The sequence below is a fragment of the Streptococcus sp. ST14 genome (genome assembly GCF_046098195.1).
Classification (GTDB): Bacteria; Bacillota; Bacilli; order Lactobacillales; family Streptococcaceae; genus Streptococcus.
In genome coordinates this window covers 1-23,579 of sequence record NZ_JBJUSF010000020.1, presented here as the reverse complement: position 1 = coordinate 23,579, position 23,579 = coordinate 1, and the positions used below count along the sequence as shown (strand labels likewise).

The window sequence follows — 23,579 nt, the reverse complement described above, 5'->3', positions numbered from 1 at the left end:
CAACTAAAATGAGTCAAAAGAGGAATCTATCTCATAAGTCTCTTTGTCAACTGTAGTGGGTTGAAGAAAAGCTAAGACCTAGAAAGGACAAATTTCGTCCTTTCTTTTTTGATGTTCAGAGCGATAAAAATTCGTTTTTTGAAGTTTTCAAAGTTTCGAAAACCAAAGTCATTTCGCTTGATAAGTTCGATAAGATTATTGGTCGTTTCCAATTTGGCGTTAGAATAGGGTAGTAGAAGGTCATTGACAATCTTCTCTTTATCTTTCAGAAATTTTTTAAAGACAGTCTGAAATAGAGGATGAACCTGCTTTAGATTGTCCTCAATGAGTTCAAAGAATTTCTCTGGTTCCTTATTTTGAAAGTGAAAAAGCAAGAGCTGATACAGCTGATAGTGGTGTTTTAAGTCTTCTGAACAGCTCAAAAGCTTGTCTAGGATTTTTTATTGGTTAAGTGCATACGAAAAGTAGAACGATAAGAACATTTATCGCTGAGTTTCCGACTATCTTGTTGAATGATCTTCCGGTAGCGCTTGATAGCCTTGTATTCATGGGATTTTCGATCCAATTGATTCATGATTTGGGTATGCACACGACTCATAGCACGGCTTAGATGTTAGAGTAAAACAGTCCAGTGGACTGTTTTAGCCTGAGCCTAGAAATTAGAAAGCGAAGCTGTTTAGCCAAGACATAATAAGGATTAAACATATCCATAGTAATGATTTTCACCTTACATCGAAATGCTCTATCGTAGCGAAGAAAGTGATTTCGGATGACAGCTTGTGTCCTGCCTTCAAGAACAGTGATGATGTTGAGATTATCAAAATCTTGTGCAATGAAACTCATCTTTCCCTTGGTAAAGGCGTACTCGTCACAGGACATAATCTTTGGTAGACGAGAAAAATCATGCTTAAAACGGAAGTCATTGAGCTTGCGAATAACAGTTGAGGTTGAGATGGAAAGTTGATGAGCAATGTCGGTCATAGAAGTCTTTCCAATCAACTTTTGAGCAATCTTTTGATTGATGATACGAGGGAGTTGGTGATTTTTCTTGACGAGGGAAGTTTCAGCGACAGCCGTTTTTGAGCACTGATAGCACTTAAAACGCCGTTTTTTAAGGAGAATTCTAGTAGGCATACCAGTTGTCTAAAGGTAAGGAATTTTCGCCGTTTTTTGAAAGTCATATTTCTTCATTAGACTTCCACAACAAGGGCAAGATGGGGCATCGTAGTCTAGTTTAGTGATGATTTCTTTGTGGGTATCCCTATTAATGACATCAATAATTTGTATATTAGGGTCTTTAATGTCTAGTAATTTTGTGATAAAATGTAATTGTTCCATATGAATCTTTCTAATGAGTTGTTTGGTCGCTTTTCATTATAGATCTTATGGGACTTTTTTTCTATACAAAAATAGGCTCCATAATATCTATAGAGGATTTACCCGCTACAAATATTATAGAGCCGATAATTCTGCTATTGAGATAAGTTCAATTTTAAGAGTCGAAAGGCTCTTTTTTCATCCTCTCATTCTCCTGTGATAAAATTTCCAACTTTCCTTTGTTATACTTTTCTCAACTTGTAAAAATCCAACTAAGATTTTTCTCTGGGGGTTTGGGGGCGGAGTCACCAAGTTATCTTATCGTTAGCTGTCAAAACTGGAAGGTTTTGGTCGGTTGGCGATATGATTTTTGGGATATTGTGGACACAATATCTGAGCTCGCAAAGACCGAACAAGAAGCGAGTGAGGTCTTTAGGAAGCGTACTGACAATGTGAGGTAGACTGACACTGTCAGACAAGTAGAATATTGAAGGGATATCAGAATGGGACAAGAAATTAAGTCAATCCGAAAGCAATTTAGAATTACGAGACAAGAAGAAAAACAGATAAAAGAAATGATGAGGGAACAAAAAGTGGATAGTTTCTCAGAATTTCTTCGTCAAAATTTATTGAAAAAGAATTATCAGGATAGAATTTTTGAAAATTGGTTCTCCCTTTGGCAGTCTCAAAAGTTTGAACAGATTAGTCGAGATGTGTATGAAGTTCTGGTTGTCGCAAGAGAAAATCATCAAGTGACTCAAGAGCACGTCTCAATCTTATTGACTTGCGTTCAAGAATTGATTGCAGAAGTGAATCAAGTGCAGCCACTCAGTCGTGAGTTCCGTGAAAAATATATGGGTTAGGAGGATGTAATGATTTATCGCTATCGTACCAATCTCAAAAAAGTATTTCTAACTGATCCAGAATTACACCAATTGAATGAACGGATTGCTAAGAGCAATTGTCAAAATTTCTCAGTCTATGCCAGAAAAGTTTTGCTTAATCCCAATATGTCATTTGTCACGATTAACACTGATACTTATGACCAGTTAGTTTTTGAATTGAGACGGATTGGAAATAACATCAATCAAATTGCGCGTGCGATTAATCAAAGCCATCTGATTTCTCAGGACCAATTACAAGAATTGAGTAAAGGAGTCGGAGAGTTAATTAAGGAAGTGGACAAAGAATTTCAAGTGGAGGTGAAAAGACTGAAGGAGTTTCATGGTAGTTACTAAACACTTTGCGACGCACGGAAAAAAATATCGTAGGCGTTTAATTAAGTATATTCTCAACCCTGATAAAACGGACAATTTGAAATTGGTATCTGATTTTGGCATGAGCAATTACTTGGACTTCCCTAGTCATGCAGAAATGGTAGAGATGTATAATGTCAACTTCAGCAATAATGACAAGTTGTACGAATCCAGAAACGACCGACAAGAAAAACACCAACAAACTATTCATGCTCATCACCTCATTCAATCATTTTCTCCTGAAGATAATCTGACACCTGAAGAAATTAACCGCATTGGTTATGAGACCATGATGGAATTGACAGGAGGTCGTTTTAAGTTTATCGTAGCAACTCACACAGACAAAGATCATGTTCATAATCACATCCTAATCAACTCTATTGACCGCAATTCAGATAAAAAGTTGATATGGAACTATGTCTTGGAACGAAATCTCCGTATGATTTCAGACCGTATTTCTAAAGTGGCTGGGGCGAAAATTATTGAGAAGAGTTTTTCTTACCGTGACTATCAAAAATATAGGCAGTCTAGTCATAAATTTGAATTAAAGCAACGTCTTTATTTTTTGATGCAGCAGTCAAAGTCCTTTGAGGATTTTTTGGAAAAAGCAGAACAATTACATGTTCATATTGATTTTATTCAGAAGCATAGTCGATTCATGATGACGGATCGAGCAATGACAAAACCAATTCGAGGACGCCAACTCAGCAAACGAGATCTATATGATGAAGAATTTTTTAGAATGCATTTTGCTAAGCAAGAGATTGAAAGTCGTTTAGAATTTTTGTTGAACCGTGTCAATTCTTTAGAAGATTTAATAACAAAAGCAAAAGAATTGAATCTCACCATTGACTTAAAGCACAAAAATGTAACTTTTATCCTGGAAGAAGATAATCAAAAGATAAGTTTAGGTCATAAAAAAATAAATGATAAGAAATTATATGATGTCAATTTTTTTCATGATTATTTTAAAAATAAGGAAGTCGGTGATTTAGAAGGATTAGAAAATTTAAAGGAGCAGTACCATGTTTTTCAAGTAGAACGAGATAAGGATAAAGTATCCACTGAAGAGATTGAGGAAGCCTTTGAGACATTTAAGGAAAAACGAGATGCCGTTCACGAATTTGAAGTGGAACTTGCAGAACATCAAATTGAGAAGCTAGTTGATGAGGGCGTCTATATCAAGGTGGCTTTCGGTGTCAAACAGAGCGGTCTTATTTTCATTCCTAATTATCAGCTAGATATTATTGAAGAAGACAATCAGAAAAAATATAAAGTCTATATCCGAGAGACAACCTCATATTTTGTCTATAACAAAGAACATTCGGATAAGAATCAGTATATTAAAGGGCGAACCTTGATTAGACAGTTAACCAACGATAGTCGAGTAATACCATACAGAAGACCGACTGTTGATCGACTTCAAGAAAAGATTTCTGAGATTAATCTTTTGATTGAGTTAACAGAGACAGACAAAAAATACCAGGACATCAAAGACGAACTGGTTGCAGAAATAGCAGAGCTAGACATCAAACTGACTCAAACAAATGAAAAAATCGCCACCTTAAACAAGATGGCGGAAGTGCTTATCAATTTGAAGAGTGAAGATCCAAATAGTCGAAAACTAGCAAGGTATGACTTTTCAAAACTAAATTTAACAGAATCAATTACACTAGAGCAAGTGACTGAAGAAATAAGAGTATTACAAGAGGAGCTAGGTCATTATCTTTATGAGTATGAAAGACTGATTAGAATATTGGAAGAATTTGTAAAAATGTTAAATATTACTACTAATAATCCTAATCCAAAATTTCAAGAGAATATTTTGATGGACTAATCTCTATAATTGACATAGTGGTATAAAATATTTGATAACTAAAGACTAGACTGGTATACAAATAGTGACAAGAGCACCGTTCTCAAAATTACTCAAATTTACTTCTCCGCCATGAATTTTCGCTACCCGATTAACAAATGCTAATCCAATTCCGAAATGACTTCCTTGCTCTGAATTTGTTGCCTGTTTGTCTTGATAGTATAGTAACCCATATTTCTCGAGTATATTCTCAGAAAATGAAGAATCGCTATTCCATATGGAAATATAAAATTTATTATCTATTAACTTATAGTCTACTCTTATTAATGGAGAATTACTTTTGGAATGGTCAATTGCATTATTAATAATATTTAGGATTGCTCGTAGGAATAGGTTTAAATTAAGTGTTAAATTAATAGTGATTGGTAGATTATTTGAAAATTGGATTTTAGCCTTTTTATCAGTAATTAACTTAATTTCTTGTTCAAATAATTCAAGTAAGTAATCCGAAGAGAAACTCTCCCAATTAGAACTATCATTATAGAATGTTTTAGAGTAATTAATTAGCTGATTAAAGTATCTATTAAGCTGTTGGCTAGCAATTTCGATATCTCCTAAACATTGACCAATATTTCCAGTAATATCCATAGATTGTAAAAATTGAGCATTTCCTTGAATAATTGTTAAAGGTGTCTTCAAATCATGTGCTGCAGCTGAGACTTGAAACATCAATTCTTTTTTTTGCTGTTTTTCAGATTGAATCATTTTTTTAATCGTTGACTGCATTTCCTGAATTTTTTGTCTTGTTTCAATCAGTTCAATCAAAGTTAATTTAGCTGGGGCTTGTTCATTTATATCAACCAATAGACTTTGATTATAAACAATATTTGTTTCTTGCTTTATCTTTTCTAGAAGGTTGCTAATATTTTTAGCAATAATAGAAAATAAAATTAGACTAATATAAATCCAAGAAATCGTGCTGAAATAGATAGAAAATGCACCTGCATTTTTTTCAGTAATATTAGTAAAAGCAGTAAATAACAATGGTAGCAAATAAAATAGAAAAAGACTAATAAGAAATTGTCTTAAAATCTTAAAATATGTTTGTTTAATCAGTTGGTTAAAAGTCAGAGCGTTATCCACTGATAACCACCTCCCCAGATTGTTTTAATTGGATTAATTTCATAAGGTTTTAATTTTTGCCTGATTTGGTATACATACTCTGTAATAGACCTTCCCAGTGTTTCAGAATCATGAGGGTAAAGATAATCAAAGAGTTCGTCATTTGAAAATATTCTATTTGGATTGCTGGAAAGCAACAAAATTAATTGGAATTCTCTTTTTGTAGTTGGAATATGTATATCTGAAATTCTAAGTTCTTCTTTAGTTTTATCAATTGCCAGAGGTCCAAATTGTAGAATCTCACTAGAATGATTATTGCGCACTTCTCGACGGATATGCATCTGTACTCTAGCTACTAGTTCAGGTATGCTAAATGGTTTTGTAATATAGTCATCTGCACCGGACTGTATACCATATACAATATCCTCTTCTAAATTTTTGGCTGTTAAAAATATGATTGGAACAGAAATAAATTCTCGGATATACTTACAGATTTCAATTCCATCGTGGGGCATCATAATATCTAAAATAATTAAATCATAGCCGATAAAATGACAGATATCAATTTCTGGAATAGCAGTCCGCGTATCGACGACAAAGTTTTTATTCTCTAGAACATTTTGAATAAGTCTTAAAATGGCAATATCATCATCTATGACTAGGACTTTATATTTCATAATTGTCTCTCCTTTTAAAATATATTCTAATTATACCATGTTTACCCTCAAGTAATGATATAGAATAATAATAATCTAAATAATACAGACTTCTTATGGAAATTATATTAGATTAAAATAAGATATGAACAAATCTATTAAGAAAGTCAAATTCATTTCTAGAAATGTTTTAGCAGTTGCGGCGTACTATTCTAACTTCAATCTACTATAGTATATGACAATACGATAATCTGGAATCAAAAAAATTACCTAGAAATCAGAAATTCTGATATTTTTCTGATATTTGTTTTGTAGAATATGAAATGTAGATGATAAGTTATCATCTACCCTAATAGTTACTATTAGGGATTAGGAATTATTCTATAGCATGTTTTTCTGAGAGTAGTTCAAAACTCCAAATCAGTAATATATGTGGTAAGTTAAATCAATTTGCTCAGGATTTAGCAGGTAAACATAGTTGTTACTCGATTGAAATTGCTGTAGGGTAATATGAATAATAGGAAGGAGAATGTTATGTACCAAAAACCAACTATTACAAAAATCGGTAGCTATCGAACTTTGACAAATGGTGCAGGCACTGCACGTGAACGTGATTTACTTGGCTTTCGTGCGTTGATTGTTATTCACTGGCCATGGTTGTAATCGAAAAATATAGATAATGAGCGGAGGGTGAGCAACTCCGCTTATTGTTTATATCATTGGTATAAAACATAAATCGTTATGAAAGTTAATATTATTGTAGAAAAAAATCAAGTTATTACTGCTGATATGTTGGTAGACGAACTGATTAATTTAAATAAAGTTAATGTATATACTGCTGATAATTTATTAATGGTAGTTAAACATCACAATGATTCTGAGGAAATTAGTAATTTTTTAGCAAGAGAAGATTTGAACTTTGAAATGATTGAGAATAATCTCAGTAAATTAAAAAAACATACATCTTTTATAGCAGTTACAAAAGAGAATCACCTTATAGCCAGTGGGGACTTTAATAATTGTAATCCAATATATTATCTAGAAAGAAATGATGAATTATTTGTTTCATTCCATCCTGAATTAATTTCTAATCTTACAAAGCAAAAATTAAATAAAACTTATTTTGCCTTACGTATCGTAAACTTTGAGACTATATATCCATTTAGTGAGTTAACTCCATGGGAGAATATAAAACTTCTAAATAGTCGAAAAATGCTTGTAGTTTTAGAAGGTCAGATTAGTCAGGTATTTCCTTTTAGAAGTAACGGTGGTAATAAAAGGATCTCTGAAGTAGCAGTAGAATTACGTCAAAATGTAAAGGATGTATTACAGAAAAATTTGGGAAAACAAATCAGAATAAGTGCAGATTTATCAGGTGGCTTAGATTCTACTTCTCTTTGCTATTTTTGTAAGGATTTAGGAGTAGAGTTGAATACAATTTTTCTATCTCCAGAGGATGGCGCTGATAGTGATGCTATATGGTCAGAACGAGCAAGTAAGGAGGTTTCGGCAGAGCATACGGTTTTACCGTATAGTAGCACAATTACTCTAAACTCTTTAAATCCTTTAGATATATATAAAGCACTCCCATTTGGTCCGTCAGAATCGTTTCGCTATATAAGTCTAGCTAGGAAAATTATAGAAATTGGGCTAAAAAACGATATTGGTATGCATATAAATGGTCATGGTGGTGATGAGCTATTTGGTCCCCTATCTACTATGGCTTGGTCCTTGTATCATTCTAATTACCCGAATCGCATAAAAAATTTATATGGATTTGCAAGATTAAATAAGTTCAATCTTTTTAAATTTTTTAAGTCATTGGTTGATAATGAAAGTTTATCTGATAATTTGAGATGTTTAGAATGTCGAGAAATCGAACAGATTGATTTTGATATAAAGTATAGTTCTCAATGGGTTCCAAAACCATCAGTTGCAAATTTTGTAACCCAAACAGCAAGAGATCTAATTACAAGTTGTGCAAGTTCATATGCTGAACAAAATATTGAACCATATTCTGATGATAAATCTATTCATAGAATTCTTGAAGAAGTTGAAGCTCATAGTCTTTTACAGAGAGATTTGAATGCAATGGTGCCGAATGATAAGTCATTTAGATTTCTTAGCCCGTATACAGCATATGACATCGTGGAGTCAGCATTACAATATAATATAGATGAAAGATTTAATGCAAAAGTAACTAAACCTATGTTAGCTGAGATACGTTCAGAATCTATGTCACTTGAATACTTTAAGCGAAGAGATAAAGGGGAGTACACCAAATCAACCTTTACTGAATACAATAATCGTAAGAATATGTTACAAAAAATCTTTTCTGAAGAATGTTTGATTTATAAGTTAGGGTTGGTAGACAAGAGAAAGTTATTACAATCGCTAAATAAATTTAGTGCTGATGGAGAACAGTTAGAAAACATTATGAGGATTCAAATCATTGAATACTGGCTGAGAGGTTATTGTGAAAGTGGTGGTATATATGAAATATAAGTTATCGTCAAATCTTAATATTAGTAAGACAGATGATGGTGGTAGTATAGTTTTAAATTCTAATGATGGACAGTATTACCATCTTGATCAATTAACTACGAATTTTTTAGGTCTGTTAATTGAAGGTGTTTCATTTGAAGAATTTTGTAAAAATATTTCTATCAGTTACTCCGTTAAATTATCGCAAGTTATGGAAGATTATAAAGAGATATTAGAGAAACTTCAGAAATTACAGATTTTGGAGGTGGCTAAATGAGCTCGCCAGTTAGAATGGAAAAGAGAACGAAATTATCATTTAAAAATAAAATTACAGCATTTTTTTGTGCCAATGTATCGTTTTTTTTAATTAGATTACCTCCTAAGAAACTATCTAAAATTATTGAGAAATTAAGTAAAAGGACTCAAAGTGCTACTCCAGCGGAAGTAGAACAATGGCGTACATATATAAATTCAATTAATGTTAGATGTGCAGGGAATGGTTGTCTACAAAGATCCGTAGCAGTTATGCTGTGGGGAATAATAGCTAGGCGAACTCCTGATTGGATTTCGGGATTTCAGGTATCACCATTTATAGCCCATGCATGGGTTGAAATTGATGGGAAACCCATTGGTGAAGAAATCGATTTATCTAAATTTCAAAAAATTATATTTGTAAAAGGTGGAAAAGATAAATGATACAAATTGAGAAAATTAGCAAAGGTTTTAGCAGTAAGAGTGTTCTTTCAGAAGTTTCGTTTACAGCAAAAAAGGGAGAAATAACGGCATTAATTGGGCCAAATGGGTCTGGTAAATCAACTTTAATAAAAATATTGCTTGGCTTGATTTCGTCAGATGAAGGCAGAGCGACTTTTGATGGAAAAAATTATGAAGAATTGGGGGAATACCCCTTCAGATATGTAGGAGCATTTCTAGATAGTTTTCAACCCAATCCAACAAGGACGGCCTATAATCACTTGAGGTGGATTGCTTTAACGAGTGGTATAGACAAGCAGAGATGTTTAGAATGTTTAAAAATAGTTGGTCTTCAGGATGTTGGCAATAAAAAGATAAAAGACTACTCACTTGGAATGAAGCAAAGGCTGGGGCTGGCTACGGCTATTTTAGCGAATCCTAAAATACTTATTTTGGATGAACCAATTAATGGACTTGATCCAGATGGAATTAGATGGGTTAGAGAGTTTCTAAGAGAATTTGTAAGAGACGATAAAATAGTTTTAATCACAAGCCACTATATGAATGAGTTAGAACTTACGGTTGATAAAATTGTAGGATTATCTAATGGTAAGGTAGTCATTGATGGTAGCAGTAAAGATGTTCTTGAAGAATATGGCTCTTTTGAGGAAGCATATTTTAAGTCTGTTACAAGTTAGATGGGGGTAATGATTTATGAAAAATACTCGTAGTGAACTATACAAAATATTATCATTGCCACTTTTTTGGAGGGGTGTAGCAATTGTGATTGGAATCACTATATTCTATACCTTTCAAAATATTCAAGTCATTAATGCGATAGCAAATGGTAATACAGAGATTCTTATGCTTGAAGATACGACTAGTCAATTAACGGAGTTTCAAACAGTAAGAGATGCTGTATTGTCTTCCCCTTATCAATCTAGTATTCTATTTTTTCCAATCTTATTTGCACTGATTCTATCTACGGAGTACAAATTTGGTCAGGAATCATTAACTAAATTATTAACACCAAAATGGCAGACGATTTTAACAGGTCAGATTTGTTCTGGAATTATTGTAGCCAGTACGTTGACAGTTGCTCTATCCCTAATAAATAGTGCAATGCTCTATGTGATGTTAGATGAAACATTGCAAAATTATCTTAGCCTAGGTCTTGTTTTAGAAGTGACGTTAAGAATCATTATCTTTGCCATAACATTGACATTGCTTTCAATGTTTCTAGTAAAAATAACAAGAAAGCCTATTCCATCAGTCATTGTTATTGTAAGTATTCTTATTATAACTTTATCAGGCATATTGAAAGTCGTTTCTCCGACACTTGAAAATTTATTACCCCTAATAGGTGCAAAGTCATTTGTATTTGGAAGAGTAGAAAATAACAATCCTTCGGAAATGTATGGTTTATTATTATTATTATCTCAAGCATCAATAGTAACTATTTTGATGTATATTAAAGGTTGGTATAAAAATCAGAAGGACAAGAAATATGGATGAAATAGTATATGCTCTTATTTATAAAAAATATAGTTTGAATGCAGTGAAAATACAAATTTTAAGTCATTTATTGCTTATTCTATTTACATGTATTCTTAGTTTGATAACATTTGAAATCAATGGAAGTTATATTGTGTTATCAATTAATCAAATTTTGGCAATTACATCTTATTTATTTATGATTGGTGGACTGATAAATGGATCTATAGAAGTCGAGAATCCAGAATCTAAAATAGTCTATTTATTAACCGGAAACAAAAAAAGCAGTACACAAAAAATCATTATTGTTGAATTGATAGATTGTGTATTACAAGCCATTCTATCATTCTTAGTTATCGCAATCTTCTTCATTTTTAAAGGAAGTATTAAAGAAGTTAGCATAATACAGTTTTTTTCTTATCTATTCAGTAGCGTTTTGTGTTTCTTCATTGCATATTATTTAACTTTATTTTTTAAGAGTTCGATGACAGCGATAGCTACTTTGCTACTATTTCCAATATTAGTTATACCCTATATTGAGCGTGTATTTCCTGGAGTATTACCATTCATTTATTATGAAACTATTTCTGAAAGTTTTAAAATATCAGCAGTATCTGATAGTCATATCATATTGTTATTGTGGAATTTGATTTTACTCCTATTAATTTATTTGAAAGTCAAAAAGAGGTTGAAAAATGAATAGTCAAAAACATTCAGAAGTCACGTTCGGGGAATTTTTAACATTACTAAAACCTTATAAAATAGCTATAAGTATTGCTTTGATTATTGCACTGATTTCGTCAACATTATCAATTTTTCAACCAATACTTCTTTCAAAAATTATTGACAATATTAACGATAACATTTTAGGACAAACTGTAATATTTTTCTCCATAATAGTATTGTTATCTGCAATCCTTAACTCAATTAAGCAGTATATATTGGAGAGTATTAGTGAAAATTTAGTGAGTAGTTTACGAATTCAAATTGTAAATCGATCAATAAAATATAAGATTGAAGTATTTGATACTAAAAAGATTGGGGATTTGGCATCAATCTTGAGTGCGGATACAGCCCAGCTAAGGGGGATTTTGAGCCAAGGAATAGTAGAATTGATATCACAAACATTTACAATGATATTTGCATTAATTATGATGTTTTATCTTGATATTCAATTATTTGGTGTATCTTTGTTAGCCGTACTCTCTCTTTTAATTTGTGGCTTATTGCTTGGAAAAAAAACTAGACCGATTGCAAAGGATTTACAAGAAATAGTTGGAGAGTTATCCTCTGAGTTAGAACGAACTTTGCGGGGGATTAGGACTATTCGAGCATTTTTATCAGAAGTTGTTTTTATTGAAAGAATGAGTAGTGTTGTAACTAATGCGACAAAAATTGGTAAAAAAGTAGCTATTTTTAAATCGATTATAAGTGGCTTTTCCAATATAGCACTACAAATAATGCTAATAATAATTATTGGAATTGGTTCAATTAGAGTTGCTACAGGGATTATATCTATTGGAAATCTAAGTGCCTTTATAATGTATGTAATGCTAGTACTGACTCCAGCTGCAATGCTAGGAGGAGTATTGTCATCAATAAATGAGGGGTTAGGAGCTTATTCTAGGATTAAACTTGCATTGGAACTTCCGATAGAAGATGATGTAAATTCTTTAAATGTTCTTGATAAAAAAACGAATCTAGTTTTGCAAATTAAAAATTTAACCTTTAAATATAATGGCAATTCTGATAAAAATATTCTAAACAAGATTAATATTTCAGTTAATGGTCCGGGAGTGACAGCATTAGTTGGACCATCTGGTTCAGGAAAAACAACAATATTTGAACTTATTGAAAGATTTTATGATTCAGATAATGGGTCAATAGAATTGTATGGAAATAATATTTATGATTTGCCAATTAAAGTTCTTCGTTCAAAGATAACCTTTGTGGAACAAAATGCTTCAATCTTTTCTGGAACAGTACTAGAGAATCTACAAATTGCTAATAAGAATGTTTCAAGATTTGACTGCTTGTATGCACTTAATTTAGTTAATCTTTTTCAGGATATTCCTGAGGAAGAAATACTAGATAGGGTAATAGGGGAGTCTGGACTCACTTTGAGTGGTGGTGAACAACAAAGGTTATCGTTAGCTAGGGCTTTAATTTCTCCGAATGACATAATATTATTGGATGAGAGTACATCGAATTTAGATAGTATAAACGAGTCAAAAATACAACAAGTAATTAAAGATTTATCTAGTAAGAAGACTGTTTTAATAATTGCTCATAGATTATCTACGATTCAAAACGCTGATTCAATTTATTTAATAAGAGAAGGAGAAGTACATGACTTCGGTACTCATCAAGAACTATTATCAAGGAATAAACTCTATAAAGAATTGGTTGAAACTCAGTTTATTAATAAAGGAGCGTGAAAGTCAGCAAATTAATAGAATTAAGGTTTAGACGATTTTTTCAGTAAACCAATTAGGATTTAAGAAAAACTCAAAAATCAATGGGCCTTGATCAACGATAAAAATCAATAGGGTGAATCAATATTTTCGACATATTTTATATATGAAAAAGATAGCAGTACCTAAAATGATATATAAATCAACAATCGGCATTTAAGATAGTAAAAACTATTAAATAGAAAACGAACGGATTAAGAATGTACCTTATTAGAAAATTAATCTTGTTCGTTTTTATATTTTACACTATTAATCATTAACAATAGTTAATAATATATTTATTTAATTTATAAGTGTGTTTTTAAATATTTTTATGTCAATTTGGCATAAAATACAAGTCTCGTTCAGATCTTAACTATAATTTTCTTAGAAGTGAACGAGTGTATAGGCGCGTCAGAGATTTGATTTACGCAAGAGTATATTGCACAGTACTTGTTCTGGAGTCAATTTCATACTCTAAGATTGAGGGTGGTCAACGAACGCTAGATACCTATTGACTATTTAATAATGCTCTCTTCCCTCTATAAAGTATATATTAGGGCTGGTATATTATCCTTATTACCTGAAAAATAAAAAATGGTCCCTCCTGATTTGTTCATTGATAATTGAATAATCTTAGGTGGGACTTTATTTGTTGAGCAATAGAATGTAATGTGCTAGGAAATGAGCGAGAATCATTTATTCAAAAATAGTATGCTAACCTATCTGCCATGACACAAATAATGATACTTCTGACCGTTCAGGCCGCCATCGTAAAAAGATAGTGGGTGAAACTCCCATGAGTGATAATACCAATCATTCCCACTGAGAGCAACTTAGAGTAACATGTTATCAGGAGGGAAAGTTCTGGAATAATCAGTAGTAAAATATAGTATGCAATTTTCAATCCTTAAATTTTTATACTCCCGAAATATGCTAACTAATAGTCACATAATCAAAAGGTTGGAATTTATAAGTGTGGACGAAAGTTTTCATACTATGTCCCCTTGTTTTTTCTTTCATCACTTCAGTGAACTCTGTCAGAAAGTCAGGCTAAATCTTATTTAGTTATAAGTAATAGCTAGCTTCTATAGAATGATAATGAAAATTCTAGATTGGATTTGCATAATACTGTTATCAGTAGATCTTCTATCCATTGATTTGTTTCGCCTGTGTTACAAAATTTCTATTAGTTTTACAAGTAAAAATAGAACGGTTTCTATCCTAATTACGAGCAGTCTAAGCAGCTTTTTCCTTTGTTTAAATAAAACTAAAATTTTGTATTGTTCAGCTTCAGAGAAGTGATTGAGTGACTGATTTGTGAACAATTTCCTATAATTTTGAAATATTTTTGAGACTATAATATATCAGATAAACATGTCTTTTGTGTTTTACTTTATTTTACAATAAGACTAAATTTTGAATGTCAGTAATTTTAAATAGTTGATAAAATCTTTGCTCTCAGTCGGTTAATAGATATGCTTATGAGAAGTGTTTAATAAATTAATTTTAGTTCAAAATGTCCAATTTGGACACTTTGAAAGATTTCTTAGTTTTATATATTATACTTTTCTCAGGAGAAAGCTAGATGTACAGACGTTTGAGAGATTTGAGGGAAGATCACGACTTGACCCAAAAACAAATAGCTGAAATACTTTCGTTTACAAACTCAGCTTATGCTAAAATTGAACGGGGTGAGCATACGTTAACAGCAGATGTATTGGTCACTCTCTCAAACTTTTACGATGTCAGTTCAGACTACCTATTGGGATTGACAGATTTTCCTGATAAAATTCGCTTTAGAAAATAATCTCCTCAATTGCATAGAGTGTGAAAATGAGGAGATTTTTTTATTTGTTCTTTGACAATTGAATAGTCCAAAATGGTACTTTCCTCATTTGTGGAGCAGATTTGAATGGCTCGCCATGATAAGAGCGATTTTAAAACCATCAATAAAATAGAGCGATACTTTATATGCCAAGATACAAATGATATACAATGATACTTCTGACCGTTCAGGCTGCCACCGTAAAAGAGCAGCAAGTGAAATTCTTATGATGACTTCATCAGTCATGCCATGGAGGTGAAAAAATCTAAGAAAGGAAGTAGTAAAATCATGGAAACAGTAAACTATAAAGATTTAGTTGCGATTGGTTTTCCAGAGCACACATCTAGAAATATTATTAGACAAGCAAAAAAGATTGCTGTAAAAAAGTTTGAAGAAGCTAGAAAAAATGATAAGAATGCGGTACAATTAGGATGTTCACCTTTCGATAATAAAAGGTTAGGCATTGCTCCTAAAAATATTGTAGAAAATTTAATTGGTATTTCTTTTTCAGATATAGAAGGTGAGAAAAATGGTTATATCAAAGACAAAGAAATATAAAGGTGTATACAAAGATTCAAAAGGAAAAATTTATTTTCAAATTGAATTAGGAGTTGATCCAATAACTGGGAAAAGAATTCAAAAGAAAGGAAGGAAAAATCAACAGGGACTACCGTTTAATTCTTTTAAGGAAGCATATGAAGAGATACTTCGTTTAAAACATGAATTTGTGAACTCTACTATTAATAATAGTTTTCTAACTTTTAGAGAGTTTATGGAAGAGATTTATTTAAAATATTATCAACAAAAAGTTCAATTTGTAACTTATCAGACTGCTTTACCACATCATCAGTTATTTATTAAGCAATTTGGTAGTAAAAAATTATCAGATATTAGTACTATTGACTGTGAAAGATTTCGCTTAGCTATTATAGACAAGTATTCTAGTAACTATGCTAAAAATATGTGGTCTAGATTTAAAGCATGTCTGGGCTATGCAGAAAGATTGGGTTATATTGATAGAGTTCCTTTTAAAGGATTAGATAATCCTAGAGGAAAGCACCCTGATACAAAATTTTGGACATTTGATGAATTTACGAAGGTAATAAACTCTTTTGATATTAGTGAGTATGAGGGACTCCATAATTACATGACGATCTGGTTATATTTTATGACTGGCTTAAGAGTTAGTGAGGGTATTGCTCTTAAATGGGAAGATATTGATTTTGAACGTAAATGGATTCATGTTCATTCGACAATTGAGAAAGACAAAAACGGTGTATGGTATGCTAAACAACAAACAAAGACAGTAGCAGGAAATCGTAAAATTGATTTAGATGATTTTACGATTACAATACTTAAAAAATGGCGAGAAGTTCAAATCAAGAATGATGATAAAGATTATGTAATATCACGTTTTGGTGCCCCCTTGTGTAAGTCTACAATTTCTAGGATAATAAAAAGGCATGCTAAGATTACTGGTGTACCAGAAATTACGGGGAAAGGATTAAGACATAGTCATGCATCTTATCTTATAAATGTGTTACATAAGGATACTTTATATGTTTCATATCGATTAGGACACGCTGATAAGTCGACCACGTTGAATACATATAGTCATTGGTATTATTCAGGTGATTCAACAATTTCAGAAGAGATTACAAACAGTTTAGATAATCTTGGATTATCAATTTACCTACCAAATTCCTGCCAGAGTTGAAAATTGAGGAATTAACCCACTAATGCTGGGAGAAAATAGGATTTGCAAATTGTTACTCTTAAATAATAGAGCAACTACATTAGTAGCTTAAAAAAACATATAAAACCGCTATTCTTAGGAGTAGCGGTTTTTCTTTTTATCTTTCATGGGGAACAAATGGGGCAAACTAATTATATAGTATATCTAGGAGACAAACAAGTTTTGAATAATAGGTTTTCCATAAAAAATGATACAAGTTTTTACCCTTCAGGATTTATTTTTTTCTGCTATCATCATTCCTATGAACAGTAGAAAAGTAAGTTTTTAATTTATTGATACTCCGGATATTATAATCTCAGTATTAAAGAACTTTATTGAAGGTAATTTTCGAACGGTTTGAGGTAATTTCAATGAAATTTTAATAGATATTTCAATTTTCTTCTTGACCCTGACCTTAGGGAAGGGATTATACTAATAGTAGATAAGAAAGGAGTTTATTATGCAAATCAATACGATTCGTTCAGATAAAGTTTATCAGGAGATGCTCGAGCTTCCTTTAGAAAAGAGAGAAGGTCTCTTTCGAGCTAAGATTTTAGCACCTTTTGCTTCCAAATACCAAACTCAACACATTCCTCTGAAAGCGAAGTATCCTGGAGGATTTGATGCTCTATTTTTACTTGGATTTATGAATCAGTTGCCCGCAACTCTCTCGGAAGAGGATAGACCAGCTATCAACGCTCTGAGCTCTGATCAACTCTGGCAGGACTGCCAGGAAACCATCAAGAGGAGTATCGGTCTTTTTAAGCAAGCTGGCTATGATTTAGAGGTTGAGGATTACCATTTTACTATTTTATTGGGCAACCCTGAAAAGGCCATGTTACAGCTCCATAAGGGTTACAGCGGAGATGGTGGAATCCCAGGTTATCTCATGTTAAGCATACTGCCTAATGACTATACTTTGCCACGTATTCAAGCGGCATTGGCTCACGAGTGCAATCACAATGTCCGCTTCCAATTTATCAAATGGAATCAGCAGACGACACTAGCAGACTGGGTAGTTAGTGAAGGATTGGCAGAGTCTTTTGCTGCTGAGCTCTATGGCAAGGAGCTCATTGGACCCTGGGTTACTTCAACCAGTCCAGAGCAATTAGAGGAGATTAAGCCCATCATCTCAAGTCAGCTTCAGCTAACAGGGATGGCGGAAATGGCTCCTTATCTCTACGGTGATGAAATTGCAGAGATTCAAGGTCAGATACCGGTTGGTATGCCTTATGCTGCGGGCTATGCTTATGGCTATCATCTTATACAAGCTTATCTGAAAAGAACAAGCAAGAGCATTATTGAGGCCACAGTAACACCAACAGAAGAGATTTTAGAGGCGACTGAAGACTTTTGGAAATGACACTTTTGTTTGAAAATTTGCCAGAACATGATATAATGTAGGTGATTTCAGGAGGTGATAGTATGCACTATAAAAGAATTGAATTGAAGGTGACAGATCAAGGAATTCATGAGCGCAAGATTTTTCAAGGTGTTAAAATTTTTAGCCGTAGCAAGTTATCTAAAGATCAGAAAAGCATTCTAACACAGAAGCTTTACCTGACTCCGAAGCAAAACATCGTTTACTATCAACGGACAGATGTCAACTATGACCAGAACTGGCAGCATAATAAGGACTATTACGAATTAGCTTATGGTCAGTTGGACAGAGAGACTGTTTTTAAGGTTTGTCAAGATTTTGACGAACTAAGTCCTTTTCTGGAAAATGAGCTGCTTGAGAAGCTAAAAGAAAAGCAGTTAACAGGCAAATTTTTTGAAAAATTAGATATATAAAAATCCGGCCGCTTTTATAAGCAGTCGGATTTCTTCTAGTGTGATAGTGCTTAAACAATACCTTTACTATCATAGCATTGGCTACATTAGTATACTGCCATCTATTCATCTGATAAGAGAGATTTTATCATCCAGATATTCATAGCTGGGTGGCCGGCGGCGTTAGCAAGTGGTTGTTGCAGTGATGTGAAACCATAGTGTTGATAGATGGCGACAGCCGTAGCCAGTTCAGTAGAGGTTTCTAGATAAAGCTGTTCATAACCAGCTAGACGGGCTTCCTGGAATATCCGCTTTATCAACCTGCTAGAATAACCTTTGCCACGGCTATTTTTAGTGACATACAGTTTTTGTAATTCAGCAATCTTATCAGACACAGGTGCAAAGCCACCACAGCCAACCAGCTGACCTTCATCTTCCAGAATAAAGTAAGCTGACCTCTCTTGCTGTTGATAGTAGTCGGCCAAATGATCTAGATGAGAATCAAAGTAGACAGTTCCAGGTTTGTCAAGCCCGAATTCTTCAAGACTAGCTCGAATGAGTTGTGCTACAGCTGGATTATCTCTTACTTCCATTGGCCGTAAGTTCATCATTTGTCCTCCGATAGGATGTATCGACTAATTAAACAATACCTTGTGCAATCATAGCGTTTGCTACGTTTTCGAAGGCAGCGATATTTGCTCCTGCAAGGTAGTCAGTACCAAGACCGTATGTTTCAGCAGTTGTTTTAGCTGTATTGAAGATGTTTGTCATGATGTCTTTGAGGCGTCCATCAACTTCTTCACGGGTCCATGAAAGGCGAAGGCTGTTTTGGCTCATTTCAAGCGCTGATACAGCTACACCACCAGCGTTGGCAGCTTTGGCAGGTCCGTAAAGGATTCCGTTTTCTTTGTAGACTTTAATCGCATCAAGGTCACTAGGCATGTTAGCACCTTCAGATACACAGATAACGCCTTGAGCAACCAAACGTTTAGCTGCTTCACCGTTGATTTCGTTTTGAGTCGCACATGGAAGAGCGATGTCGTAGTTACCAGCGTAAGTCCATACAGAACCTTCATGGTAAGTAGCAGTTGCTTTCTCAGCTGCATACTCAGTCAAACGAGCACGGCGTTTTTCTTTAACATCAACCAAAAGATCGAAGTCAATACCATTTTCGTCGATGACATAACCGTTTGAGTCAGATACAGAGATAACAGTAGCGCCGAGTTCAGTCGCTTTTTGAAGAGCATATTGAGCTACGTTACCAGAACCTGAAATAACCACTTTCTTACCAGCAAAACTGTTACCATTAGCTTTGAGCATTTCTTCAGTGTAGTAAACCAAACCATAACCAGTTGCTTCTGGACGAATCAAGCTACCACCAAATCCAAGAGGTTTACCAGTCAAGACACCCGCATCAAATTGGTTAAGACGTTTGTATTGTCCGTAAAGGTAACCAATTTCACGTCCACCAACACCGATATCACCAGCAGGTACGTCAAGAGATGGTCCGATATATTTTTGCAATTCAGTCATGAAGCTTTGGCAGAAGCGCATCACTTCAGCGTCAGTCTTACCTTTAGGATCGAAGTCTGATCCCCCTTTACCTCCACCGATTGGAAGTCCAGTTAAGACGTTTTTAAAGATTTGTTCGAAGCCAAGGAATTTCAAGATCCCTTGGTTTACAGTTGGGTGGAAACGAAGTCCGCCTTTATATGGTCCAACAGCTGAGTTGAATTGAACACGGTAACCACGGTTGACTTGGACTTTACCTTCACGGTCAACCCAAGGAACACGGAAAGAAATCACGCGCTCAGGCTCAGTGATGCGTGCCAAGATGTTTTCTTCGATATACTCAGGGTGTTTTTCAAATACAGGTTCCAAAGTGCTGAAGAATTCTTCAACCGCCTGGAGAAATTCAGCCTCATGCCCGTTACGAGCTTTCACAGTTGCAAACACGCTTTGGATATAGTCTTTAGCAGATGTCATATCGTTCTCCTTTTTGTTGTTATATTTTATTACATGAGCCATTATAGCAGAATTTTTTTTGAGTGTAAAGAAAAAAACAGAAATTTTCTAAAAATTCTTTCAATTTACAAAACCGAACGTTTTATATAGAAATTAGTTTCTCAAAGAGAAAATCTTAAAGTATGGTATAATATTAGAAATAAAAGGAATCTGGAGGATCAGAATCATGGTATCAACGAAAACACAAATAGCTGGCTTTGAGTTTGACAATTGCTTGATGAATGCAGCAGGTGTGGCTTGTATGACGATAGAAGAGCTTGAAGGGGTCAAAAACTCAGCAGCGGGTACTTTTGTCACGAAGACAGCGACCTTGGACTTTCGTCAGGGCAATCCTGAGCCACGTTATCAGGATGTTCCACTTGGTTCTATCAACTCCATGGGCTTACCAAATAATGGTTTAGACTATTATTTGGACTATCTTTTGGACTTGCAGGAAAAAGAGCCGAACCGTACTTTCTTCCTTTCCCTAGTCGGCATGTCTCCAGAGGAAACGCATACCATCTTGAAAAAAGTCCAAGATAGTGAATTCAAAGGACTGACAGAGCTTAATCTTTCTTGTCCAAATGTTCCAGGAAAACCTCAGATTGCTTATGATTTTGAGACAACAGACCGTATCTTGGCAGAAGTATTTGCCTACTTTACCAAACCTCTTGGAATTAAATTACCACCATATTTTGATATTGTTCACTTTGACCAAGCGGCTGCTATTTTCAATAAGTATCCACTCAAGTTTGTTAACTGTGTTAACTCTATCGGGAACGGCCTATATATAGAAGACGAGTCGGTCGTTATTCGTCCTAAAAATGGTTTTGGTGGCATTGGTGGAGAGTATATCAAACCGACTGCTCTAGCCAATGTGCACGCCTTTTACCAACGTTTAAATCCCCAAATCCAAATCATCGGAACGGGTGGCGTTCTTACGGGTCGTGATGCCTTTGAACATATCCTCTGCGGTGCGAGTATGGTGCAAGTAGGGACCACTCTTCACAAAGAAGGTATCAGTGCTTTTGAACGCATTACCAATGAACTGAAAGCTATTATGGCGGAAAAAGGGTACGAGAACCTAGAAGATTTCCGTGGGAAATTGCGCTATATTGATTAAGTTTAATAAAAAATCAGAAGAAAGGAGAGAAGATGCTAGCCATAGAAGAGAGTCAAAAGGTATCTCTATCAAATTTATCTAGCTTGAATCTATTTACTGGGACAGACCAGGGTCAGTTTGAAGTTATGAAGAGTCAAGTGTTGAAACAGATTGGTTATGATCCAGCTGATCTCAATTTTGCTTACTTTGATATGAAAGAAGTAGCTTATAAAGACTTAGAGTTGGAGCTGGTCAGTCTCCCTTTCTTTGCGGATGAGAAAATCGTGATATTAGACCATTTTGTCGATATCACAACAGCCAAGAAACGCTTTTTAGCAGATGATGAGCTCAAGTCGTTTGAGGCATACCTTGATAACCCTTCGCCAACAACAAAGTTGTTGATTTTTGCAGAAGGAAAGTTAGATAGTAAAAGACGGCTGGTCAAATTGCTCAAACGAGATGCGACTGTATTTGATGCTATTGAACCCAAGGAACAAGAACTCCGCCAGTATTTCCAAAAATGGAGTCAGACACAAGGTCTGCAGTTTGTGGGGCAATCCTTTGAAAATCTACTTCTCAAATCTGGTTTTCAATTTAGCGAAATCCAGAAAAATCTCCTCTTTTTACAGTCTTATAAGTCAGACGGCGTGATTGAGGAGAAGGATATTGTCGAGGCTATTCCAAAGACTCTGCAGGACAATATTTTTGATTTGACTCAGTTTATTTTAGCTAAGAAAATTGATCAGGCCCGTGACCTGGTTAGAGACTTGACCTTGCAAGGGGAGGATGAAATCAAGCTCATAGCTGTCATGTTAGGACAGTTTCGAACCTTTATCCAAGTGAAGATTTTATCAGAGGCTGGTCAGACGGAGTCGCAGATTGCAACCAGTCTGGGAACTTACTTGGGGCGCAACCCTAATCCTTATCAAATCAAGTTTGCACTGAGAGATTCGAGAGGGATTTCCTTGGCCTTTCTCAAGCGAGCGATTTCTTATTTAATTGAAGCGGACTACCAGATTAAGACAGGTGTCTATGAAAAAGGGTACCTGTTTGAAAAGGCACTTTTGCAGATCGCGGCAGAGGCAAATTGAGCAAAAAACTTGAAAAAAGAGGATGATTGCGTTATCATTTTCATATAGAAAGAAAAAGAGGTATTACAGATGGCTATTATCTTACCAGACCTTCCATACGCATACGACGCTTTGGAACCATACATCGATGCAGAAACAATGCACTTGCACCATGACAAACACCACCAAACATACGTAAACAACGCAAATGCAGCTCTTGAAAAACACCCTGAAATTGGGGAAGACCTTGAAGCCTTGCTTGCAGATGTTGAATCTATCCCTGCTGATATCCGTCAAGCACTTATCAACAATGGTGGTGGACACTTGAACCACGCTCTTTTCTGGGAATTGATGACTCCTGAGAAAACAGCTCCTTCAGCAGAACTTGTAGCAGCAATCGATGCAACATTTGGTTCATTTGAAGAGTTCCAAGCAGCCTTTACAGCAGCAGCTACAACTCGCTTTGGTTCTGGATGGGCTTGGTTGGTTGTCAACAAAGAAGGAAAGCTTGAAGTGACTTCAACAGCAAACCAAGACACCCCAATCTCAGAAGGTAAAAAACCAATCTTGGGCTTGGACGTTTGGGAACATGCTTACTACGTGAAATACCGCAACGTGCGTCCTGACTACATCAAAGCTTTCTTCTCAGTTATCAACTGGAACAAAGTAGATGAGCTTTACGCAGAAGCAAAATAAAAAGGCTCTATAATATTTGTAGTGGGTAAATCCCTTATAGATATTATGGAGCCTATTTTGTTGTAGAAAAAAAGTCCCAT

At 34.4% G+C, this 23,579-nt stretch carries 24 protein-coding genes and 1 pseudogene; 19 read left to right on the top strand and 6 right to left on the bottom strand.

Features of this window, described 5'->3' with window-relative positions; all coding sequences use genetic code 11:
• Window positions 1-71 precede the first annotated feature (71 nt).
• Window positions 72-1,338: pseudogene (locus ACIY19_RS07325) on the bottom strand (transposase).
• A 482-nt stretch (window positions 1,339-1,820) separates the two neighbouring features.
• On the opposite strand from ACIY19_RS07325, the gene ACIY19_RS07320 reads away from it, so the two are divergent.
• From ACIY19_RS07320 to ACIY19_RS07310, 3 genes are read left to right on the top strand one after another with little or no spacing between them, the layout of a single operon-like run.
• On the top strand, window positions 1,821-2,180 hold the full coding sequence (locus ACIY19_RS07320) for an SAG1252 family conjugative relaxosome accessory protein (RefSeq protein ID WP_409003073.1): 360 nt from the start codon (window positions 1,821-1,823) through the stop codon (window positions 2,178-2,180).
• A 9-nt stretch (window positions 2,181-2,189) separates the two neighbouring features.
• Window positions 2,190-2,555 (top strand): plasmid mobilization relaxosome protein MobC, encoded by a 366-nt coding sequence (mobC, locus tag ACIY19_RS07315; RefSeq protein WP_409003072.1) that lies wholly within the window; start codon window positions 2,190-2,192, stop codon window positions 2,553-2,555.
• Window positions 2,542-4,410 carry an SAG1250 family conjugative relaxase gene (locus ACIY19_RS07310; RefSeq protein ID WP_409003071.1) on the top strand — a complete coding sequence of 623 codons (1,869 nt, stop codon included), beginning with the start codon at window positions 2,542-2,544 and terminating at the stop codon, window positions 4,408-4,410. Before mobC ends, ACIY19_RS07310 begins: the two co-directional genes overlap by 14 nt.
• A 45-nt stretch (window positions 4,411-4,455) precedes the next feature.
• On the opposite strand, the gene ACIY19_RS07305 is transcribed toward ACIY19_RS07310, so the two are convergent.
• Both ACIY19_RS07305 and ACIY19_RS07300 read right to left on the bottom strand, forming a co-directional pair.
• Entirely contained in the window at window positions 4,456-5,532 is a 1,077-nt protein-coding gene (locus ACIY19_RS07305; RefSeq protein WP_409003070.1) for a sensor histidine kinase, read from the bottom strand.
• Window positions 5,517-6,188 (bottom strand): response regulator transcription factor, encoded by a 672-nt coding sequence (locus ACIY19_RS07300; RefSeq protein WP_049544692.1) that lies wholly within the window; start codon window positions 6,186-6,188, stop codon window positions 5,517-5,519. Before ACIY19_RS07300 ends, ACIY19_RS07305 begins: the two co-directional genes overlap by 16 nt.
• 489 nt (window positions 6,189-6,677) lie before the next feature.
• On the opposite strand from ACIY19_RS07300, the gene ACIY19_RS07295 reads away from it, so the two are divergent.
• From ACIY19_RS07295 to ACIY19_RS07255, 9 genes are all read left to right on the top strand, one after another.
• A complete protein-coding gene (locus ACIY19_RS07295; RefSeq protein WP_142358205.1) occupies window positions 6,678-6,830 on the top strand; it encodes a lasso RiPP family leader peptide-containing protein in 153 nt (50 codons plus the stop codon).
• Window positions 6,831-6,908: 78 nt separating this feature from the next.
• Window positions 6,909-8,672 carry an asparagine synthase C-terminal domain-containing protein gene (locus ACIY19_RS07290; RefSeq protein ID WP_261041933.1) on the top strand — a complete coding sequence of 588 codons (1,764 nt, stop codon included), beginning with the start codon at window positions 6,909-6,911 and terminating at the stop codon, window positions 8,670-8,672.
• Complete coding sequence (locus ACIY19_RS07285; protein ID WP_138027081.1) at window positions 8,662-8,928, top strand: PqqD family protein; 267 nt, start codon at window positions 8,662-8,664, stop codon at window positions 8,926-8,928. Before ACIY19_RS07290 ends, ACIY19_RS07285 begins: the two co-directional genes overlap by 11 nt.
• Complete coding sequence (locus ACIY19_RS07280; RefSeq protein ID WP_049544695.1) at window positions 8,925-9,347, top strand: lasso peptide biosynthesis B2 protein; 423 nt, start codon at window positions 8,925-8,927, stop codon at window positions 9,345-9,347. Before ACIY19_RS07285 ends, ACIY19_RS07280 begins: the two co-directional genes overlap by 4 nt.
• Window positions 9,344-10,042 carry an ABC transporter ATP-binding protein gene (locus tag ACIY19_RS07275; protein WP_049544696.1) on the top strand — a complete coding sequence of 233 codons (699 nt, stop codon included), beginning with the start codon at window positions 9,344-9,346 and terminating at the stop codon, window positions 10,040-10,042. The genes ACIY19_RS07280 and ACIY19_RS07275 overlap by 4 nt, the downstream gene beginning before the upstream one ends.
• 16 nt (window positions 10,043-10,058) lie before the next feature.
• A complete protein-coding gene (locus ACIY19_RS07270) occupies window positions 10,059-10,859 on the top strand; it encodes a hypothetical protein (protein ID WP_409003069.1) in 801 nt (266 codons plus the stop codon).
• A complete protein-coding gene (locus ACIY19_RS07265) occupies window positions 10,852-11,541 on the top strand; it encodes a hypothetical protein (RefSeq protein ID WP_076984616.1) in 690 nt (229 codons plus the stop codon). The genes ACIY19_RS07270 and ACIY19_RS07265 overlap by 8 nt, the downstream gene beginning before the upstream one ends.
• The gene (locus ACIY19_RS07260) at window positions 11,534-13,276 is read left to right on the top strand and encodes an ABC transporter ATP-binding protein (RefSeq protein ID WP_076984615.1); all 1,743 of its coding nucleotides are present in this window, start codon (window positions 11,534-11,536) and stop codon (window positions 13,274-13,276) included. Before ACIY19_RS07265 ends, ACIY19_RS07260 begins: the two co-directional genes overlap by 8 nt.
• 1,603 nt (window positions 13,277-14,879) lie before the next feature.
• The gene (locus ACIY19_RS07255) at window positions 14,880-15,101 is read left to right on the top strand and encodes a helix-turn-helix domain-containing protein (protein ID WP_076984614.1); all 222 of its coding nucleotides are present in this window, start codon (window positions 14,880-14,882) and stop codon (window positions 15,099-15,101) included.
• Between the two features lie 84 nt (window positions 15,102-15,185).
• Here ACIY19_RS07255 and ACIY19_RS07250 read toward each other — a convergent pair whose 3' ends face one another.
• A complete protein-coding gene (locus tag ACIY19_RS07250; RefSeq protein WP_076984613.1) occupies window positions 15,186-15,365 on the bottom strand; it encodes a hypothetical protein in 180 nt (59 codons plus the stop codon).
• 42 nt (window positions 15,366-15,407) lie between these two features.
• Between ACIY19_RS07250 and ACIY19_RS07245 the strand changes: the two genes are divergently transcribed.
• The 4 genes from ACIY19_RS07245 to ACIY19_RS07230 all read left to right on the top strand — a co-directional run bounded on the left by ACIY19_RS07245 (window position 15,408) and on the right by ACIY19_RS07230 (window position 18,648).
• Entirely contained in the window at window positions 15,408-15,677 is a 270-nt protein-coding gene (locus tag ACIY19_RS07245; RefSeq protein WP_000450956.1) for a DUF3173 family protein, read from the top strand.
• Window positions 15,649-16,836: a site-specific integrase gene (locus ACIY19_RS07240; protein WP_076984612.1), complete on the top strand. Its 1,188-nt coding sequence runs from the start codon at window positions 15,649-15,651 to the stop codon at window positions 16,834-16,836. Before ACIY19_RS07245 ends, ACIY19_RS07240 begins: the two co-directional genes overlap by 29 nt.
• Window positions 16,837-17,314: 478 nt before the next feature.
• Window positions 17,315-18,217, top strand: coding sequence for a DUF2268 domain-containing protein (locus tag ACIY19_RS07235; RefSeq protein WP_049505680.1), 903 nt, complete (start codon window positions 17,315-17,317; stop codon window positions 18,215-18,217).
• Window positions 18,218-18,279: 62 nt separating this feature from the next.
• Window positions 18,280-18,648: an EXLDI protein gene (locus ACIY19_RS07230; RefSeq protein WP_000559015.1), complete on the top strand. Its 369-nt coding sequence runs from the start codon at window positions 18,280-18,282 to the stop codon at window positions 18,646-18,648.
• Window positions 18,649-18,749: 101 nt separating this feature from the next.
• Here the strand turns inward: ACIY19_RS07230 and ACIY19_RS07225 are convergent, their stop codons facing one another.
• On the bottom strand, window positions 18,750-19,235 hold the full coding sequence (locus tag ACIY19_RS07225) for a GNAT family N-acetyltransferase (protein ID WP_049505679.1): 486 nt from the start codon (window positions 19,233-19,235) through the stop codon (window positions 18,750-18,752).
• Between the two features lie 31 nt (window positions 19,236-19,266).
• The gene (gdhA, locus tag ACIY19_RS07220; protein ID WP_000199520.1) at window positions 19,267-20,613 is read right to left on the bottom strand and encodes an NADP-specific glutamate dehydrogenase; all 1,347 of its coding nucleotides are present in this window, start codon (window positions 20,611-20,613) and stop codon (window positions 19,267-19,269) included.
• Between the two features lie 205 nt (window positions 20,614-20,818).
• Between gdhA and ACIY19_RS07215 the strand changes: the two genes are divergently transcribed.
• The 3 genes from ACIY19_RS07215 (at window position 20,819) to sodA (ending at window position 23,499) form a co-directional block, all read left to right on the top strand.
• Complete coding sequence (locus ACIY19_RS07215) at window positions 20,819-21,754, top strand: dihydroorotate oxidase (protein ID WP_409003068.1); 936 nt, start codon at window positions 20,819-20,821, stop codon at window positions 21,752-21,754.
• A gap of 32 nt (window positions 21,755-21,786) precedes the next feature.
• The gene (holA, locus tag ACIY19_RS07210; RefSeq protein ID WP_409003067.1) at window positions 21,787-22,824 is read left to right on the top strand and encodes a DNA polymerase III subunit delta; all 1,038 of its coding nucleotides are present in this window, start codon (window positions 21,787-21,789) and stop codon (window positions 22,822-22,824) included.
• Window positions 22,825-22,893: 69 nt separating this feature from the next.
• On the top strand, window positions 22,894-23,499 hold the full coding sequence (gene sodA, locus ACIY19_RS07205; protein WP_409003066.1) for a superoxide dismutase SodA: 606 nt from the start codon (window positions 22,894-22,896) through the stop codon (window positions 23,497-23,499).
• The last annotated feature ends 80 nt before the right edge of the window (window positions 23,500-23,579 follow it).

Excerpts from the sequence above, each read along its gene's own strand:
- ACIY19_RS07320 (WP_409003073.1), top strand. The coding sequence starts at position 1,821 with ATGGGACAAGAAATTAAGTCAATCCGAAAGCAATTTAGAATTACGAGA.
- mobC (WP_409003072.1), top strand. The coding sequence starts at position 2,190 with ATGATTTATCGCTATCGTACCAATCTCAAAAAAGTATTTCTAACTGAT.
- ACIY19_RS07310 (WP_409003071.1), top strand. The coding sequence starts at position 2,542 with ATGGTAGTTACTAAACACTTTGCGACGCACGGAAAAAAATATCGTAGG.
- ACIY19_RS07300 (WP_049544692.1), bottom strand. The coding sequence starts at position 6,188 with ATGAAATATAAAGTCCTAGTCATAGATGATGATATTGCCATTTTAAGA.
- ACIY19_RS07295 (WP_142358205.1), top strand. The coding sequence starts at position 6,678 with ATGAATAATAGGAAGGAGAATGTTATGTACCAAAAACCAACTATTACA.
- ACIY19_RS07290 (WP_261041933.1), top strand. The coding sequence starts at position 6,909 with ATGAAAGTTAATATTATTGTAGAAAAAAATCAAGTTATTACTGCTGAT.
- ACIY19_RS07285 (WP_138027081.1), top strand. The coding sequence starts at position 8,662 with ATGAAATATAAGTTATCGTCAAATCTTAATATTAGTAAGACAGATGAT.
- ACIY19_RS07280 (WP_049544695.1), top strand. The coding sequence starts at position 8,925 with ATGAGCTCGCCAGTTAGAATGGAAAAGAGAACGAAATTATCATTTAAA.
- ACIY19_RS07275 (WP_049544696.1), top strand. The coding sequence starts at position 9,344 with ATGATACAAATTGAGAAAATTAGCAAAGGTTTTAGCAGTAAGAGTGTT.
- ACIY19_RS07270 (WP_409003069.1), top strand. The coding sequence starts at position 10,059 with ATGAAAAATACTCGTAGTGAACTATACAAAATATTATCATTGCCACTT.
- ACIY19_RS07265 (WP_076984616.1), top strand. The coding sequence starts at position 10,852 with ATGGATGAAATAGTATATGCTCTTATTTATAAAAAATATAGTTTGAAT.
- ACIY19_RS07260 (WP_076984615.1), top strand. The coding sequence starts at position 11,534 with ATGAATAGTCAAAAACATTCAGAAGTCACGTTCGGGGAATTTTTAACA.
- ACIY19_RS07255 (WP_076984614.1), top strand. The coding sequence starts at position 14,880 with ATGTACAGACGTTTGAGAGATTTGAGGGAAGATCACGACTTGACCCAA.
- ACIY19_RS07250 (WP_076984613.1), bottom strand. The coding sequence starts at position 15,365 with ATGACTGATGAAGTCATCATAAGAATTTCACTTGCTGCTCTTTTACGG.
- ACIY19_RS07245 (WP_000450956.1), top strand. The coding sequence starts at position 15,408 with ATGGAAACAGTAAACTATAAAGATTTAGTTGCGATTGGTTTTCCAGAG.
- ACIY19_RS07240 (WP_076984612.1), top strand. The coding sequence starts at position 15,649 with ATGGTTATATCAAAGACAAAGAAATATAAAGGTGTATACAAAGATTCA.
- ACIY19_RS07235 (WP_049505680.1), top strand. The coding sequence starts at position 17,315 with ATGCAAATCAATACGATTCGTTCAGATAAAGTTTATCAGGAGATGCTC.
- ACIY19_RS07230 (WP_000559015.1), top strand. The coding sequence starts at position 18,280 with ATGCACTATAAAAGAATTGAATTGAAGGTGACAGATCAAGGAATTCAT.
- ACIY19_RS07225 (WP_049505679.1), bottom strand. The coding sequence starts at position 19,235 with ATGAACTTACGGCCAATGGAAGTAAGAGATAATCCAGCTGTAGCACAA.
- gdhA (WP_000199520.1), bottom strand. The coding sequence starts at position 20,613 with ATGACATCTGCTAAAGACTATATCCAAAGCGTGTTTGCAACTGTGAAA.
- ACIY19_RS07215 (WP_409003068.1), top strand. The coding sequence starts at position 20,819 with ATGGTATCAACGAAAACACAAATAGCTGGCTTTGAGTTTGACAATTGC.
- holA (WP_409003067.1), top strand. The coding sequence starts at position 21,787 with ATGCTAGCCATAGAAGAGAGTCAAAAGGTATCTCTATCAAATTTATCT.
- sodA (WP_409003066.1), top strand. The coding sequence starts at position 22,894 with ATGGCTATTATCTTACCAGACCTTCCATACGCATACGACGCTTTGGAA.